At 46.5% G+C, this 17,412-nt stretch carries 11 protein-coding genes; 6 read left to right on the top strand and 5 right to left on the bottom strand.

Translation table 11 applies throughout. The annotated features are described in order from the left end of the window. Position 1: 1 nt before the first annotated feature. Genes ACX0G9_RS06735 through ACX0G9_RS06745 form a run of 3 tightly spaced genes read right to left on the bottom strand, consistent with a single transcriptional unit; the run spans position 2 to position 2,566 of the window. Entirely contained in the window at positions 2–721 is a 720-nt protein-coding gene (locus tag ACX0G9_RS06735; protein WP_459064105.1) for a LytR/AlgR family response regulator transcription factor, read from the bottom strand. Between the two features lie 13 nt (positions 722–734). Further along, positions 735–1,775, bottom strand: coding sequence for a sensor histidine kinase (locus ACX0G9_RS06740; protein ID WP_459064106.1), 1,041 nt, complete (start codon positions 1,773–1,775; stop codon positions 735–737). 26 nt (positions 1,776–1,801) lie between these two features. Continuing rightward, entirely contained in the window at positions 1,802–2,566 is a 765-nt protein-coding gene (locus ACX0G9_RS06745; protein WP_459064107.1) for a histidine kinase, read from the bottom strand. 587 nt (positions 2,567–3,153) lie between these two features. On the opposite strand from ACX0G9_RS06745, the gene ACX0G9_RS06750 reads away from it, so the two are divergent. Next, positions 3,154–3,633 (top strand): hypothetical protein, encoded by a 480-nt coding sequence (locus ACX0G9_RS06750; protein WP_459064108.1) that lies wholly within the window; start codon positions 3,154–3,156, stop codon positions 3,631–3,633. Between the two features lie 94 nt (positions 3,634–3,727). Here the strand turns inward: ACX0G9_RS06750 and ACX0G9_RS06755 are convergent, their stop codons facing one another. Then, entirely contained in the window at positions 3,728–6,853 is a 3,126-nt protein-coding gene (locus tag ACX0G9_RS06755) for an eCIS core domain-containing protein (protein ID WP_459064109.1), read from the bottom strand. A gap of 298 nt (positions 6,854–7,151) precedes the next feature. Between ACX0G9_RS06755 and ACX0G9_RS06760 the strand changes: the two genes are divergently transcribed. The 5 genes from ACX0G9_RS06760 to ACX0G9_RS06780 all read left to right on the top strand — a co-directional run bounded on the left by ACX0G9_RS06760 (position 7,152) and on the right by ACX0G9_RS06780 (position 16,150). After that, positions 7,152–7,751, top strand: a complete 600-nt coding sequence (locus ACX0G9_RS06760; protein ID WP_459064110.1) for an RNA polymerase sigma-70 factor — start codon at positions 7,152–7,154, stop codon at positions 7,749–7,751. 96 nt (positions 7,752–7,847) lie between these two features. Then, entirely contained in the window at positions 7,848–9,128 is a 1,281-nt protein-coding gene (locus tag ACX0G9_RS06765; protein WP_459064111.1) for a FecR family protein, read from the top strand. Between the two features lie 149 nt (positions 9,129–9,277). Next, complete coding sequence (locus ACX0G9_RS06770; protein WP_459064112.1) at positions 9,278–12,787, top strand: TonB-dependent receptor; 3,510 nt, start codon at positions 9,278–9,280, stop codon at positions 12,785–12,787. A 17-nt stretch (positions 12,788–12,804) separates the two neighbouring features. Next, positions 12,805–14,340, top strand: a complete 1,536-nt coding sequence (locus tag ACX0G9_RS06775; RefSeq protein ID WP_459064113.1) for a RagB/SusD family nutrient uptake outer membrane protein — start codon at positions 12,805–12,807, stop codon at positions 14,338–14,340. 181 nt (positions 14,341–14,521) lie between these two features. Then, positions 14,522–16,150 (top strand): FG-GAP repeat domain-containing protein, encoded by a 1,629-nt coding sequence (locus tag ACX0G9_RS06780; RefSeq protein WP_459064114.1) that lies wholly within the window; start codon positions 14,522–14,524, stop codon positions 16,148–16,150. 164 nt (positions 16,151–16,314) lie between these two features. Here ACX0G9_RS06780 and ACX0G9_RS06785 read toward each other — a convergent pair whose 3' ends face one another. Next, positions 16,315–17,397, bottom strand: coding sequence for a WD40/YVTN/BNR-like repeat-containing protein (locus tag ACX0G9_RS06785; RefSeq protein WP_459064115.1), 1,083 nt, complete (start codon positions 17,395–17,397; stop codon positions 16,315–16,317). Positions 17,398–17,412 lie beyond the last annotated feature (15 nt).

Here is a 17,412-nt window from a genome sequence, read left to right on the forward strand (position 1 = left end):
GTCAGGACTGTTTTAAGATCCTTTCTACGTCCAGCCGGTACATTCTGCTGATCGGCAGTTCCTGGTCTGCGATCCCGATCATTTCGCTGGTAAAAGATCCGATCTTATTAAGGGCTACGATATAAGACCGATGGATACGGAGGAATGCCTCTTTAGGAAGTTTTTCTTCCAGGGAGGAGATCGGTTGTTTGGTAATGATCGTCCTGAACCGGGTGACTACTTTTATATAATCTTTCAGGCTTTCGATGTACAGGATATCGTCCAGGGCGATTTTCAATATTTTCCGGTCTGCCCGGAAATGGATGAACGGATCGGCTTTGGGCTGGTTGGGAGCAGTAACAGGTTCTTTTTTCAAAGAGATTTCCATTACCTTATTGACCGCTTTTAAAAAGCGTTCGAAGGATATGGGTTTTAATAAATAATCCACGGCATCCAATTCAAACCCCTCAATGGCGAATTTACGATAGGCGGTGGTGAAAATCACTTTTGGAGGTTTTATAAGGGTTCGGATGAGGTCGGTACCTAATAATTGGGGCATTTGGATATCCAGGAAAAGCAGATCGATACTTTTTTCCTGAAGCATGTTCAAGGCTTCCACGGCATTTTTACAGGTGCCTGCCAGCTCCAGGGATGACAAGGCTGCAATATAATTTTTCAATACTTCCAGTGCCGGGGGTTCATCATCGACGGCCAGGCAGATTATTTTTTTTTCCGAAGACATGGTATTCGTTTTTTTAATTTTCCAATGGTATTTGTAAATGCACATAAAAAGCATCCGGACCCGGATCGATCTTCAGGTCATGGCATCCCGGATATAATAATTCCAATCTTTTCCTGATGTTTCTAAGGCCGATCCCGTTTTTCCCATTTGCGGTGTTCCCCGTAAATGGCTTGTTATTGCTTATCCTGAAATCCAGCCGGTTATTTTCCGCAACGATCCGGATCTTTATCCACGGTTGGCCCAGAACCTGGCTGGCGCCATGTTTGAAACTGTTTTCTACAAGGGAGATCATTAATAAGGGGACGATCTTCCTGTTGTCGCAATCACCTTCTGTCTCCATCTGAATATCTATCCGGTCACCATACCGGACCTTTTCCAGTCCAATATAATCGCTTAACATTTTTAGTTCCCTTTTCAGGGACATTAAGTTATCCTCGCAATCGTAAATCATATAATGCATCAAATCCGAAAGCTGTGCCAGCAATTCCCCGGCCTTTGAGGACTTATTCAGGGAAAATGAATAGATATTATTCAGGGTATTGAATAAAAAATGAGGATGAACCTGCGCTTTTAAAAATTGAGATTCGGCATTCGCCTTTTCCCTGTTCAGCATTTCATAAACTTTCAATTTTTCATAGTGGGCTTTAAGGATCCGGATGACTATTATTAAAATACAGGGAGAAAGCGTAAAACCGGTAAAGAACAATATACTTACCCAGGCTATTAAAACAGGATTTCGGGGAGCTCCGGGGCCCATTGTCCAGACCTGCTGGTAGAAAATAATGGTAAAACAAATGCTTATAAGAACTGCCGTTATCCAGGTAAAGGAGAAGTATTTTTTTTGATGGAGACGGAAAGGGATCAACCAATAAACGATCAGATAGGTAAGGGTCATTTCTACCCCTAATTCAATCAGAGATACCAATAATGAATTCATCCTGTTATTCCAGAAGGATTCATTGAACAGGTGACTGCGCATGTTTCCCAGGTAAATCAGGTAAAAAAATCTTGCTGCCCAGAAAGCGGCGTGCCTGGCAATACGAACCGGTTTCATTTTTGAAAATAAAAATACATTTTTATTCATAAACAGACCTCCAGCTTCAGGTTCAGTGAATTCTTGTTTTTCTCCCATTCCAGCAGATAAGCTTCCCGGTACGTTACATCCAGCCTGTTGCGGATTAACCGGATCTTCTCCTCCCAATCCCCGGAACCAGTTAAAGATGGGTAGGGATGCCCGCCTTCCAACAGCACGGTGAATTGCAGTTTTTTTTCCTGGTCGACCCCGATTCCTATATTGATCCAGTCAAACTCTTTTATCGAGGCGTGTACGTAATGAAAAAAATGTTGTAGTAAAAAAAGAAGCGTTAAGGGAATGATGTATTTTTTTTCCATATTACCCGTTATCCGGGTGTTGATGATGGTTTGTTTGCCAAATCCTGTTTTTTCTAATGAAAGAAATGCATGTAATGCGGCCATTTCTTTTTCCAGGGATACCAACTCCTCCCCGCATTCATACAGCGTATAACTCAGTATATCCGATAATTCCAGTATGCCGTCGGGGGAATCCTGCTCCTCCTTTTTGATTTTTGCCTGAAGAATATCCAGGGAACGGAAAAGGAACTGCGGATCGATGCGGGTTTTTAATAATTGCATCTCGGCCTTTGTTTTCTGCCTGGCCAATTCAAGATTTGCCTTTTGTTGCCGATACCCGATTTTGGCAAGCTGAATGCCAACCAGAAAAACGCTAAGGAGAACGGCAATCACGGCATTGTGCAGACCCAAAAGAAATATCCGGATAGGCCCAGTTGGGCTATGTGTACTATATCTGAAAAAAAAGATACTCATGAAATAATTTATACCCAACCCAATCATGAACAGTATCAGGAAATGAAAAATGAACCCAGGGAATTTGTTTGTTTGAAGAAAACGGGGGCTTAGATAATACAGGAATGCATAAGCTGATATAATGCAGAAAGGGACATATAAAATGGTGCTAAGAAAGGCGGATTTAATAAAATGCGCGTCAACCATTCCCGATATTCCGGAGGGATAATAACTTTGAACGGTGAAATAGACGGAAAAGGCCAGCCAGAAGAGGATATGCTTCGTCAATCTGTGGTTTGGCTGATTCAACCAAAAAGTAGATCCGGCATAAATAAGACTGTTTTCCATTATCTGTTTATCCCTTAAAGATAATTATAGAAACATAGAAAACCTCCTTTTTCGACGAATGCCACTTGTCGACGGCAGATGCATAAAAAGTCCGGAAAAGGTTTGATTATCGTTCAGCCCGTGCTGCCTGCCGAATATGAAATCTATTTCTACAATCCCTGTTTAATTTTAAATCCTGATCCATCTTCAGGATGGTCATAAAGCAAAACAGAGGCTCTTTTCCAGGAGCCTCTCCTTATCGTCAATTAAAAATTAAACATATGAACAAGATTTTGTTTTCCGTAATGATAACCTCGATAGCAGGAATGGCTTACACGCAGGTATCCGCCCAGGCAGGGGAAGGTCTTTCCTTTAACCGGCAAATAGATAAAGTGGTCAACGCTAAAGTTCTCCCCCCGCATCCTGTAATTCCGGAGGCTTCCGGGCAACAATGGTCTGATTCCGGGGACGGTGCCATGAAACGGTTTATGGTAGACAGCATAGTCTGGCGTGCCTTTTATAATAAAAAAGGGAATTTGTTGCTGACCGTGAAATATTACGACGAAAGAAAATTGCCTGCTGATATCCGGGCTATGGTTAAATCTCATTATTATGATGACAGGATACTTACCGTGGAAGAAATTATGGCTTCAGAAAAAATTCAATACAGGATCGACATGGAAGGAACCAGAACCCGGAAGACGATCATAGTTTTCGACGGAGAAATGGAGTTGTTGAACGAGTTTGACATATTACCCTGATCCCGAAAAAGCAGGTTTTCCTGAAACACATTCCGGATTGCATCTTATTGCATCCGGGTTACGAGGTTTTTGCATCCCGAATTATATCCTGGTGCTAAATCGCGGGCAAGGCTGCTGCAATAATACTTTTAACCCGGGCAACAATGACATCCCGGCTCATAACGTCCTCCGAAGGCACATGGAGATGACCAACCGGCAAACTCTTCATAGTCCCTCCGATATTGGTTTGTAACAACCGTACCCGGTAAAATATTTCATTGGAGAGAAAGCCGCCTCCTGTACCTGTTACTGACTGTCCGTTTGGAAGTTGCGAAGCGCCGGTCGTATGGAGGCGGGTATTGGGAACCTGGCTCATTACCTGGTGCGGTAATTGGGTGCCCAGGAATTCGGCGCCCGGCGCTATTCCGGGCGGTTCGATGGGACGGGAGGAAGTACCGCCGCCCTGTATACCGGCATTATCCTCAAAAGGATCCGCTGATCTTCTTCTGCCCGCCTTATTTTCAATATCAAAAGTTCCGCCCCCCTGACTGATGGTCATGATCATGGAAACGGGCTGGGTACCATTCAGGAAAGGGGTAAAAAGATTTTCGATGGTGCCCTGATCGAAATCATGAAAACGTACCGGGAAAATAACTCCCTGAATATAAGCAGAAAGATTGCCGGTGCCGTTAACCTGTTGCCCGTCCAGAGCCAGAACGGCAGCTCCGGATGGGTTGGAATCCTGGATGGTCATATTTGTTTGCCCTCCGGAAGGAGCGCCTCCATTTAATCCGAATGGATCAAAACCGCTGATCAATACTTTTTTCTGCCCTGCCGCAGCAGCGGAAAAATCGATGGTGGTTTGCCCGCGTGAACTGCTTTCCAGGGTGCTTATCAATTGGTCCCTTTGTACGGCCGTTACCCGGAAATGTCCGGAGAACTGGCGGATGGCTGTGATCATTTGTATACGGGTCCAATACAAAGGCCTATCATCTGTGTCCGCTCCTGTTGCGGCCTGTGCACGGGCGGTTGCTGCCTGCCAAAGAGCAAGGCCTGAACGGGTTACCGTTGCCTGTGCGTTCCTTATATTCCCTGTGGCGGCAAGCCCCCTCACCAATGCGGTGACCAGGGAGGCGAAGGGAGCAAAGAACTGACTGACCGAACTATACCCGGTGAAAGCCCTTTGTTCTTCCGGGGTGGTTCCGGAGGGAACCACAGCGAGGTTAAAGGCTGTTTCAAAACTATTGAATGGCGAAGTGACGGCTGCCACATTATTGGAATCATTGCGCAACGTATGAAGGATCTCCAGTGCATTACCTGTATCGTGCATCAGGCGATCGGGATCGCCCGGATCGAGTGTTCTCAATCTTCCTCCAAAGGCCTGGCCAAGACTGGTCATATCTCCATCTGCAGGAGCATGTCCCCCTTCCGCCGCGCTCCTGGCTTCCTGCAGAAGCGATTCCAATACACCGGTAAGGCTGCTGCGGGTAGCGGAGGAAATGCCCCTGGTCCAGTCGGTAATGCTGCGGACTCCTCCACGGGCAGTTGCGGAAGGCCTGGGAGCCGCCGCCGGCGGACCTGCGCTGACCAATACGGAATAATCATCCCCACCGTCGGGCCTGCCCCAAACGTCCTGACCCGTAACCGGATCGGGAAAATTTGAAATGCTGATGGCGGTGTCGGATTCGATGCGTCTTCCAGGCAAGTCCCTTAGCCGGTGACCTGGCCCGCTATCAGGATCGGTGCTGGAAGCATGCTGAGACTGCAGGATAGCCCTGGCCGCATCCGAAAAAATCGGCTGATTTCCCTGTAAAACAGTTATGGCAGTAATCTGCCCATTAACCCGTATAATGTTATTGATGGTCTGGGTATGTCCTCCGGTACGTCTGAAAGAGAAATGAGGGGTCGTACCTAACCTTTTGCGATGCTCCCATACCAATATATCCCCCGGATGCAGCATCGGGCTGATCGTATTAAAATCATGTAGCCGGTGACCATGATCATCGCTGTAGGGTTGTACCATGGCTGAAACATTGCCGCTGAAGACACCTTGTATCAACCCAAGCGCCCGGGAAGGGTTAGCCGCTCCTGCGTTATCGCCCACCGTCCAGCCATTATAAGATTCCGTTCGGTGATGGGCGGATAGCCAAACATGCCGCAGGATCACGGCTATGTCTGCGCAATCGGCGGGCAACTGGTAAGCCGTGACCCGCAAATTGGCCGGAAGGCAATTCTGAACCCAGGCATTGGTAGGATGGTCGATGAATTCTTCCCCGGAGGATGGTGGGTGCTGTGTTGCCACAGGGTCGGTAACCGGATCTGGTGTTGAAGAAGCACCATAGCGTGTAGCGCGGGTACCCAGTGCGGAAAAAGAGTTCCTTGCCCGCTGGCCGGGCACAGTATCATTGGTGGAGAAGGTTGACAGACCGGTAAAAGAGCTCAGCCATCTTTCATAAGTTGGATGCAATTCCGGTTGCGCAGCCGTTGGGCTGACCGCAGATCCCGGCGTATAACAAAGCGCGTTGAGTTGTTGTTGTGTGGGGGGCTGCGGAATGAGTCGAGGTTGTCTCCGGATCTCACCATCACCTGCTTTATGGCTAATAAAAGATTGCTGCGATTGCTGCAAGGTATGGGTCAGCTCATGTGCTAATAAATGACGGCCGGATACCGAGGCCGGCGAGAATTTATCTTTATTGAAATAGATATCATTGCCGATGGTGAATGCCTGGGCATTGATGGAGTCGGATAATTGTGCGGCTTCCTGGCCGGTATGGATCTTTACGGTTGAAAAATCCGCCCCGAACCCGTTTTCCATAAAGGACCTGGTAGCCGGTGGAAGTGTGTCTCCGTTGCCATTTAGAGAGTTGACCCGGTTGGCAAACGGGGCAGAAACCGAATCCCCTTCCGTACCCAATGAATTCCCGGGTATTTCTGAACGCTGAACAAGAGAGGAGGACTGAAGGTTCGTACCTTTTTCCTTTTCCTCACAATCGCTGCATTTCCGTTGAACCATCGTGGTGAAGGGTTGTTGGATGACTTTATCGGCAAGGGCATCCGCCTCCCGTTCCATTGGGTCGTCTGCAGCGCCTACCGACAATTTTCGTTGAATGGGGAAATACAGCAGGGGAGAAGGTATTTCATTTTGCGATTGGTATAATTGGTCGGAAAGGGATGTGGCATTAGCAACGGAAGCGGCAGGAGTAGTCTGTTGAGGCGATGGAACTGCTATTTTCTCTGGCATAGGTATCTGGTTTTTTGATGCTGCCTAAATTACCAAAGCCGGACCAGTGGGCCCCTTAAGGAGCTTTCTTCTTATAAATTTAATATTTAATCCTGATTATGGCAATTTTTTCCTTTAACCCGGCAGGTTCTTGCTGCCTGGCAGGAAACAGGATAGGCGTCATGGAGAATAAGGGAGAATTTTACACAAACGTTTGTGTCGGCAGAAATTGAATTTTTGTGATACATTTAGTTCATAGATGAAACCTTGCTATGAGATCCTGACCAGTTGCCTGAACGAACTGCTTAAATAATTTGCTGTGCCTGCATTACTATCACATGATGAAAGGGAATTACTTTTGCTGTTAAGAACCGGCGATAGCAACGCTTTTGAACAATTATACCGGATCTATAGCGCACGGATCTATCTGAATCTCCTCAGACTTGTAAAATCTGAAGATCTGGCAGGGGAGTTAATGCAGGATATCTTCGTGAAACTCTGGGAGAAACGGGAGATCATCGAAATCCACAGCTCTTTCCGTTCTTACCTTTTCCGGATCATGGAAAACAGGGTACATGATTTTTTCAGGAAAGTAAAACTTGACCGGGATCTCCACAATCATATCATTCGCATCGCCACTGAGAAATACACGCATGTCGAAGAGGCGGTATTCAAAAAAGAAGCCGCCGGCATTTTATCACTTGCCCTGGATAGTTTGCCGCCAAGGCGCCGGGAAATATTCTGCCTTTGCAAACTCGAGGGCAGGAGTTATGAAGAAGTAAGCCGTGAATTGCAAATCTCTCCTTCCACCATCAGCGATCATATGGTGAAGGCTACCAAATCCCTCCGTGAATTCTTCGAAAAGAACGAAGAACTGGCACTAAGCCTGGTTGTCTGCCTATCCATCGCCAGCCTGTAATGGTTTGAATAAATGTAATCAGCTAAAAAAATATTTTCCTCCCCGGCAGAGGTTTTTTTCTCCCCGTCCGTCTTAGCCTTAACCAATCTATTGCAAATGTCCGAACGGATAGAACAATTATTCCTGCGTTACCTGGATAACCGATGTACTCCGGAAGAAATAAGACAGGTATGGGCCTTCCTGGAAGGGAATCAGGATCATCCCCTAAAAGAGGCTATGCTCCGGAGATACCTGGAGCATATTCCCGGGGATGTTGAACTTTCCGGAAGTATGGATCCTTTGTTGGAGGAAAGGCTTAAAAAACAGTTTGCGCTCATCCGGGCAACCATACTTCAAGAGGAGGTGGTCTCAGTTGGGAAGGTTCATGAACTCAAAACGGGGAAATGGAGGCGCCAGGCATGGCTTGTAGCAGCCAGTCTGCTGGTATTCGTCGCTTCAGGGATGTATTTACTTTTTTTCTATCATCCCCGGCGAAGCACGATTCAACCGTACATTTCCCAACATTCTCCTGTAAAAGACATTCCTCCCGGAAGCTCCAAAGCTCTTCTCACCTTGTCCAACGGATCTGTCATCAACCTGGACGATGCACAAAATGGCACGCTTACGCAACAAGGCAATACCAGGATCAGGAAATTGAATGACGGGCAGCTGATTTATGACCAATTGAGAACGGAACCTGCCACTACCGGCTATAATACCCTGTCCACGCCACGTGGGGGTCAATACCGGCTTATCCTGCCGGATGGCAGCCAGGTTTGGCTGAACGCAGCATCCGCCATTCGTTATCCTACAGCTTTTACCGGAAATGAACGGCTGGTAGAGATTTCCGGGGAGGCCTATTTTGAGATCGAAAAAAATCCTTCGGTTCCTTTCCGTGTACGTGTTGTGTCCTCATTAGCCTCAACCTTACCGGAACGCGATTCTGTCGCTTCACCGTTGAGTGTGCAGGTTTTAGGCACACATTTTAATATCAACGCCTATACCGATGAAACCTCCGTAAAAACCACATTGCTGGAAGGAGCAGTGAATATAATCCGCCGCCAGACCGTCATCCCTTTAAGACCTGGTGAGCAGGCCCAATCCAATAAAGAAGGTAAGACTATTGTCGTCAGTGATATCAATACGGACGAAACAATTGCCTGGAAGAACGGCCATTTCCTTTTTAGTCATGTCAGCCTTCAGGTATTGATGCGTCAATTGGCCAGATGGTATGATGTGGAAATTGTTTACGGAATCAGCCCGCCTGTATTGGAGTTCGAAGGGGAGATCCAGATGGATCTGTCTTTACAACAGGTAATGAAAATTTTGGAAAAATACCGGGTGCATTGTCTCCTCGATCATAAAAAACTTATTGTCATGCCTCCTGGCCAAAAATAGTGGAAAATCCAATAAAAAAACCGCCCTGTGATTCAGACAAGGCGGCTAATGATCTGGATTAACCCAAATACACAATCGTTGTCAGACTGCTTATTTATTAACCCAAACATCCGTTGTAGCCGAAGCTATAGCGGGGTAAAAACAAAGTTATGTATTTAAAAGCTCTTTGTAACATTCCTGTTGCGGCAGGAATCCAGCAAAAGATGTTAACCAAAACACTGTTGATCATGAAACTTACCGCTATGATTTGTCTGGCGTTTTGCCTGCAGGTAAGCGCCAGAAGTTATTCGCAAAAAATCAGTTTTACAGGGAAGGAGGTGTCCCTGATTAAAGTTTTTAAGACCATAAAGAATCAGACGGGGTATGTATTCTTTTATGAATCCGGCTTATTGCGTAATGCCGCACCGGTTTCCGTGGATCTTAAGGACGCTTCCCTGGAAATCGCCTTAAAAACATGCCTGGACAAACAAGGACTGGACTATTCCATCGAAAACAAGACTATTTACATCTTCCGGAAAGAATTATCCCATAATCCGGATGGATCCGGCCAAATTGAGCCCTTGCCGCCGGTCGAAATCCACGGATCGGTCGTGAATGAAAAAGGAGAACCTTTATCCGGAGTTACGATCCAGATTAAAGGAACCAGGATCACGGCATTGACTGCTGCCGATGGTTCATTTTCCATTCAGGCGGCAGGGAAGGCTAAAACACTCATTTTTTCCTTTGTCGGAATGGAGACACAGGAAGTAACTATCGCCGGAATTACGAATTTATCTATTGTATTAAAACTACAGCCAAGGTCATTGGACGATGTGGTAGTTATTGGCTACGGTACCGTAAAAAGAAAGGAACTGAATGGGGCCGTTTCCACCGTAAAAGCTTCGGACCTGAATATGCAAACCAATACCAATTTCGCACAGGCCCTGGCGGGCCGTGCGCCGGGTTTGCTGGCCACCCAAACCACTGGTCAACCCGGGGCCAGTGTAAATCTGCAGATCCGCGACAATCCCTCCTTTGCTTCTGCCGGCGTTCTTTATGTCCTCGATGGAGTGCCCATCAATAATTCGGCTGGTGATCCGGGGACCAATCCCCAATACGGGGCCGGTGGAATCAACCGCTCTCCGCTGAACTTCATCAACCCGAACGATATAGAGTCAATTGAGATTTTGAAAGATGCCAGTGCTGCCTCCATTTATGGAGCACAGGCTGGAGCAGGGGTTGTACTCATTACCACCAAACGCGGAAAGGGAGATAAGGCCCGTATGGAATACGGATTTAGTCAGGCATTTCAGAAACAGGCAAAATTCTTCGATCTGCTAAATACGAAGGATTATATGATCCAGCGCAACGGGATCCTACACGAAGCCTGGTTAAACAACAATGGAGTAGCGCCTTACGGCAATACCGATCCGGGTACGCTTACTCCTTTTGTTCCAAAATATACCCAGCAGCAGATCGACACCACGCCCGAACAACCAAGTGCCATAAAGGCCATTTCGCAGAATGGGTTTGTACAGCAGCATAACCTTTCCCTTACCGGAGGAAACGGGAAAACAAGATATTTCGCCTCCGGAAATTATCTCGATCAGAAAGGGGTGATCCAGGGTTCGGGTTATACCCGCTACAACGGACGCGTCAATCTGGATCAGACCATCAGCAACAATATCAAGATAGGAGTGAATATCAGTACCTCCAATGCCACCGCCGCTAACCAGGCGATTCAATCGTCGGGCAATGAACAGGGGGGTATCATTCTGTCTGCCTTTTATTATCCGGCCAATCTTCCGCTTAAGGATGCGAATGGAAATTACCCATTGAGCCCTGATTATCCGGCCATACCCAACCCCTTGTCTTACCTGACGGTTACCGATCAGACCAAGAGCAGCCGTCTGATGACCAATGGTTTTGCCGAATGGGAGATCATTACCAGTTTAAAAGCCAAGGCCAATTTCAGTTATGATCAGACAACAGAAAAACGTTCGGTATATGAACCCAAGTCCTTTCTTTTCGGAACGAATGGTAATGGCGTTGCTGCCATTGGAGAGGCCAACAGCAATAATAAGTTGCTGGAATACACGCTGGCCTATTCGCATGATATCGGTTTGAACCAAAAGATCAACGCGGTCGGAGGTTATTCCTACCAGATCACAAATTATGACGGCTTCAATGCAGGCAATAATAACTTCCTTACAGACCAGTTCCTGTATAATAATATCAGCGCCGGAACCGCTCCCCGGCCTAAGGTAGGTTCTTATGCGAGTCAACAGACCTGGGCTTCCTACTTCGCCAGGGCCATATATTCCCTGGACGATAAATATTTCCTTACCGTATCCGTCAGAAGAGATGGCTCATCCATTTTTGCAGAAAATAAAAAGTATGGTTATTTTCCTTCTTTTTCAGCCGGGTGGATCGCTTCCGGAGAATCTTTTTTCAAACGGATCCTGCCTGTTGTAAATTACCTGAAGGTCAGGGGAAGTTATGGTTCGACCGGCAATAGTAATATCGGCAGGAATGCTTTTGCCTATTACAATACCGGTTATAATTATGTGTTCAATAATACCCAGAATACAGGTGTTGCCCTTAGCCAGATCAGTAACCCCAATCTAACCTGGGAAACTGCCCGGGAAATCAATTTAGGCCTGGATTACCAGGTGCTGAAGGGGCGTATTAGCGGTACTTTTGATTATTTTAATAAAACCATCTCTAATTTGCTGAGTTTTGTTCCGCTAACATCCGATTTTCCCGTTTCTTCGGTGGCGGATAATGCAGGAAGGACAAGATCCAAAGGATGGGAGATAGGTCTGCAGTCCAAAAATATCGTAAGCAAAGAATATGGCGGTTTTGAATGGAATACCGCCTTGACCCTTTATCATTTTTTCAGTTCCTGGGTCGATCGTTCTCCTTCCGCTCTCAAAACACTGGAAAAATATAAGAACCCTAAGGGGCAGTTCCAAACTACGGATGGCGATGGAAATAATGTAGGAGCCATCTATGCTTATGTGAGCGATGGTATCTACAATGGCAAAACAACAGCACCGGCGCAAATGCCTGGTTTGATCCAGGGGGGAATTATCGTACATGATTATAACGGGTATGACGCTACGGGCAATCTCACCGGGAAAGCAGATGGAAAACTGTCCTCGGCCGATGAAAAATATATAGGGAGTACCCTTCCCAAACTCAGTTTTGGATTTAATAATACTTTCCGGTACCGTAATCTGGATCTTTCGATCTATCTGTATGGTTCAACCGGCGCTCTAAAATACAATTCCGACTACAATTATGCCTTCCAATTGCAATCCAATCTTGGGCAATTCGGATGGAATACATTAACGGTCACCAAACAGGACTGGTCGTCCACAAACCCCAATGGTAAATGGCCAAACGGTTTGAATACCGGATATGAAGCCTATACCAGCAGTTCCAGTTTCTGGTATGAAAAAGCCGATTTTATCCGTTGCCGGGATATTACCCTGGGATATACTTTCCCTGCAAAGCTCCTTCAGATCCAGCATTTTTTTACCGGGGTGAGGGCATCGATCGATGTACAAAACCTGTTCACCATTACCAGCTATAAAGGATTGGACCCGGAACTGCAGAGTTTTGTTGCATATCCCCTGACCCGTTCAGTGGTAATTGGCCTTAATGTTAGTTTTTAACCTAAAAAAGTAAAATCATGAAATTCCTGACCAATAAATATAAATATACCAGAAGGCTGATACCATTTGCTCTGATGGGAACCTTGTTCTCTTCCTGTGAAAAGAGCCTGAAACCCGTTGTTTACAGCTCTTTTTCCTCCTCTACCTTTTTTCAGAACGCCAGTGATGCGAGTGCAGCCGTAACGGCTATGTACACCGGAATGCTGGGAAACAAAGATACCTATGAGGCAGGGTGGGGCGGATCGAACAATGGTTGGGTCATACAATCCAGTATGGAGACGGATGAGACCATTTGCTCCTGGGGATGGCCGGGATGGAAGAGAATGAATCAGCTGCAATTCTCAACGGATGATGGGGTGATTGTAGGCATCTATAACCAGTTAATGCCAATTATTTCCCAGATCACCATCGATATGGATAAAATTTCGGCGATAAATATGGATGCCGGGCTAAAAAAACAATACATTGGCGAGCTGCAAGCTTTACGGGCCCATTATTCACAGCTATTATTCAATCTTTACGGCCCTGTCCCAATCCGTATCGATCCAAAGGTGGCTGATGACCCCAATGCCGTCCCTATTCCAAGACCTTCCCATGAGGCAATGGTCGGGTATATCGAAAGTGACTATAAGGCTGCGGTTTCGGTATTGCCCGTTTCTTTTTCGGGTAGCGATTATGGCCGTTTCAGCAGCACGGCCTGCCTGACAGGACTGATGAAGTTATATATGAAAGAAAGACGCTGGCAGGATGCAATAACCATTGGCGAACAGATCAAAGGTCTTGGCCTGCATCTGATCACGAATTATGCTGATAATTTTAGTTATGCCAACAAAGGAGGGAACACAGAAATTATCCTGGCCATTCCCTGTAATGCCAGTGCCAGTAAGAACTACAACAACTGGTTGTCCGATGTTTTGCCCCCAAATCCCGGATACGTAGATCCTTCCGGCATGAATCTGCAGGCATGGGGAGGGTATAAAATGCCCTGGTCGACTTATGATAAATTCGATCCCACCGACAAGCGGCTTTCCGTTCTGTTAAGAACTTACCCGGTTGATAAAAATGGCACCCTTTTCGATGCAAAGACGGGCGGTACGATCAATGGCTCCTTTTATGCCCCTTTTATCGGCGCCATTCCCAAAAAATATGGCGCGGATCCGACCTCCACGGGTGCGGAATCCGGAACGGATATCATCGTCTGGCGTTATGCGGATGTCGAATTAATACTGGCTGAGGCCATCAACGAAATAAGCGGTCCCAGCACGGAAGCCTATTCCCTGATCAACGATGTCCGGAGCCGGGCAGGTCTTAGCTCTTATGCAGATGGCAGCCTGACACAGGCCCAGTTCAAAAATAAACTCATGGATGAACGTTTGTTTGAACTATGGTGTGAAGGACACAGAAGGGAAGACATGATCCGCTGGGGAACTTTTATTCAGTATGCGGCAAACATGGGTTCTCCTTTTGCCAACGACAATGATACCTTGTATCCACTGCCTGTAAAGGTGATTACCGAAACGAACGGGGTGGTGAAGCAGAATTTGGGCTATTAAAACCGCAGGGCTTCCGGTTGTAATGTGTCGTCCTGCGATTTCAATACTTTATGCGTTGCAGAACAGCCTGGAATACTGCTCGAACAATAAATAACGATGAAAGCTTATAACGAAAAAGTATCGGCCAGTAAAGCCGGTACTTTTTCCAAACAAACATCTTTCATCTTCAAAAGACCTCTCCATGAAATATTTTTTGATCATTACCTTCCATCTAATCCTTTTGATCTTTTTTGTTCAAGCCTGCGGCAGGGGATCGGAGGAAGTACGGGAAAGTAAGAAGGAGAGTAAAATGGAACGTAAGAACGATAATAAGAACGAAAGTAAGGAGGAGTTGCTGGCCAGGGTGTACTGCGGTTCCTGTCATAATTTTCCTTCACCCGAACTTTTGGATAAACAAACCTGGAAAACCGGCGTGTTCCCCGTCATGGCTAATTTTATGAATCTCCGGTATTCGGGTGATCGTATTGAAGCCTTGCCGCCTTCTTTACGGGCGACAGATTCCGCCTTTTTACCCCCCACACTTACTGTTTCTCCGGAGGATTTCCGGGCAATTGAGTCTTATTATATAGATCATGCTCCGGACTCGCTGTCTGCTCAAAACCGGCCTGTCTCCATTCCGCCTGCTTCGGACCTTTTTAAGATCGTCCTGCCCGGTAATAATCCCGGAGGTCCTTTTACCACGGCAATTGCCATTGATAAGGATCGGGGCCGGATTTATCAGGCCGATGCCGGTAAAAGAGCGATAAACCTTTTTGATAAGGAACTCAAATTCCTCGGTCAGATCAAGACCAACAATATTGGAACGGATTTGAAACTGGGGAAAGCAAATCTGTATATCACCAATATCGGGGAATTCAAACCTAATCCCGGCAAGCTTACCGGTAATGTCATGATCCTTCATCCTGATAAAGGTGCTCTTTCGCCGGTTCCTGCAGTGGTTTTGGATAAGCTTGACCGTTCGGTTGAAAGTATAGAAGCTGACCTGGACAACGATGGGAAAAAAGACCTGCTGGTTTGTGAGTTTGGATTTCTGAAGGGCGATTTTTGCTGGTATCAAAATGACGGGCAGGGCGGATACAGGAAAAAGATGTTAAAAGCCACACCCGGAGCGATCAAAGCCTATATCGAAGATGTCAATCAGGATGGAAAACCGGATATCTGGGTTTTATTTGGGCAGGCGAGGGAAGGTATTTCTTTGTTTCTGAATAAAGGAGGGGGCATGTTTGAAGAAAAACCAATATTGACTTTCCCACCGGTTTATGGATCCAGTTATTTTGAATTTGCCGATATGAATAAGGATGGGAAAATGGACATCGTATATACCTGCGGAGATAATGCTGATTATTCGCCGATCCTTAAAAATTATCATGGGGTTTATATTTTTATCAACCGGGGGGATTTTACATTCCGACAGGAATATTTTTTTCCGATCCATGGCTGTTATAAGGCCATGGTGAAAGATTTCGACAAGGACGGAGACCTGGATATTGCCTGCATTTCCTATTTCGCAGATTATGACCATCAGCCTGAAGAGTCCTTTGTCTATCTGGAAAATACCGACTCGCTGCATTTCAGAGGGCTTCATTTTTCTCCCCATACGATCAGGGATCTGCCTGCCGGAAGATGGGTCGCTATGGATGCAGCAGATGTGAACGGAGACGGTCGTATCGATATTGTTTTGGGCAACCTGGCAACACCCTGGCAGAACAGAAAAGACTGGCAATCTGCCTGGATGCAGGCGCCACCCTTATTGTTGCTTCAGAATATTATGAAAGAAACGGTATCTTTATTTGGAATCGAACCTAATTGATATTGTATAGTTTTAAGTTTAAAGTCGTCTGTTTTAGGAGATAAATTTGGACAACCTGTAGCCATCCTACCGGGTTTATGGCAGGAATATAACAAATTATCACATATGGTTTATCGTTATGATAGGTAAAAAGCCAATGTAAGATTTATTCGTGTCAAAAATTTTCAATCCGCAAATTGAACCGAGTAGAGCATGGGCAAATAGTTATTCAGCGTCTGCCAATTTTCACCCCTGTCCGGTGAAAAAAACAAATTGCCGGTAGTGGTACCAAATGCCAATCCATCACCGGAGCTTACCAGTGCGTGGCGGTAAACAATATCGAAACAATTTTCCTGCGGCAATCCTTTCCTGAGATCTTTCCAGTTTTTACCGCCATCATCCGTACGACAAATACAAAGGGCGCCTTTAATGGCAGTGCGTGTCATATCACTGTTTGCCGGTGCCACCCATGCCTGTTCAGGGTTGTCGTCTGCAACAGCAATTGCAAACCCGAATCGGGCAGGGCCATCCTCCTGGCCTACGTCCTGCCAGTTTTTTGCGCCGTCAGTCGAACGAAAGATGCCACAGTGATTCTGTTGCCATAGGCTATCCGGATTAGTTGGCGCCGCAACAAGAATATGCGGATCGTGACCTATCTCTGAATAGGGATCCGGCAGGAAATCAGCTCTTAATCCTTTATTGCGCACATCCCAGGTCTTGCCGCCATCAACAGTCTCAAACACCCCCGCACAACTAATGCCTATGTGTATGTGATTTTCATCCCGGGGATCTACTACGATAGAGTGAATGCCCGGCTGGTCACGTCCACCACCAACCCAGCCAATTTTCCGGGATGGATGTTTCCACAATGATTCGACCAATGAAAAACTGTTTCCTCCATTCTCACTCACAAACAAACCTCCGGGATCCGTGCCGACCCACAACCTGGGTTGGAAATTTTTACCACCGTGTGTCATAGACCAGATATAGCGGGTAGTGGCCGGAACACCGTCTTTAACTTCTTCCCCTGCCGGATAGGCAGGAGCAGCAACTTCCTCCCAGGTTTTGCCCCTGTCTTTTGAGCAGTGCAGTTTAACGCCCCAATGCCCGTGGTCGAGACAAGCCCACCAGGTACCATTACGGGAGTCCGCATAAGCGATGGAAACCGGCACACCTTCAAAGGAAAGGTTTTCCATTTGCCATTTCCCGTTTTTCAAATGGTAGGCAACGAGTCCTTTTCGGGTGCCTAGAAGAAGTGTTGGTTTCATAAACGCTGGGTTTGA

The sequence above is a fragment of the Flavitalea flava genome (assembly GCF_054461575.1).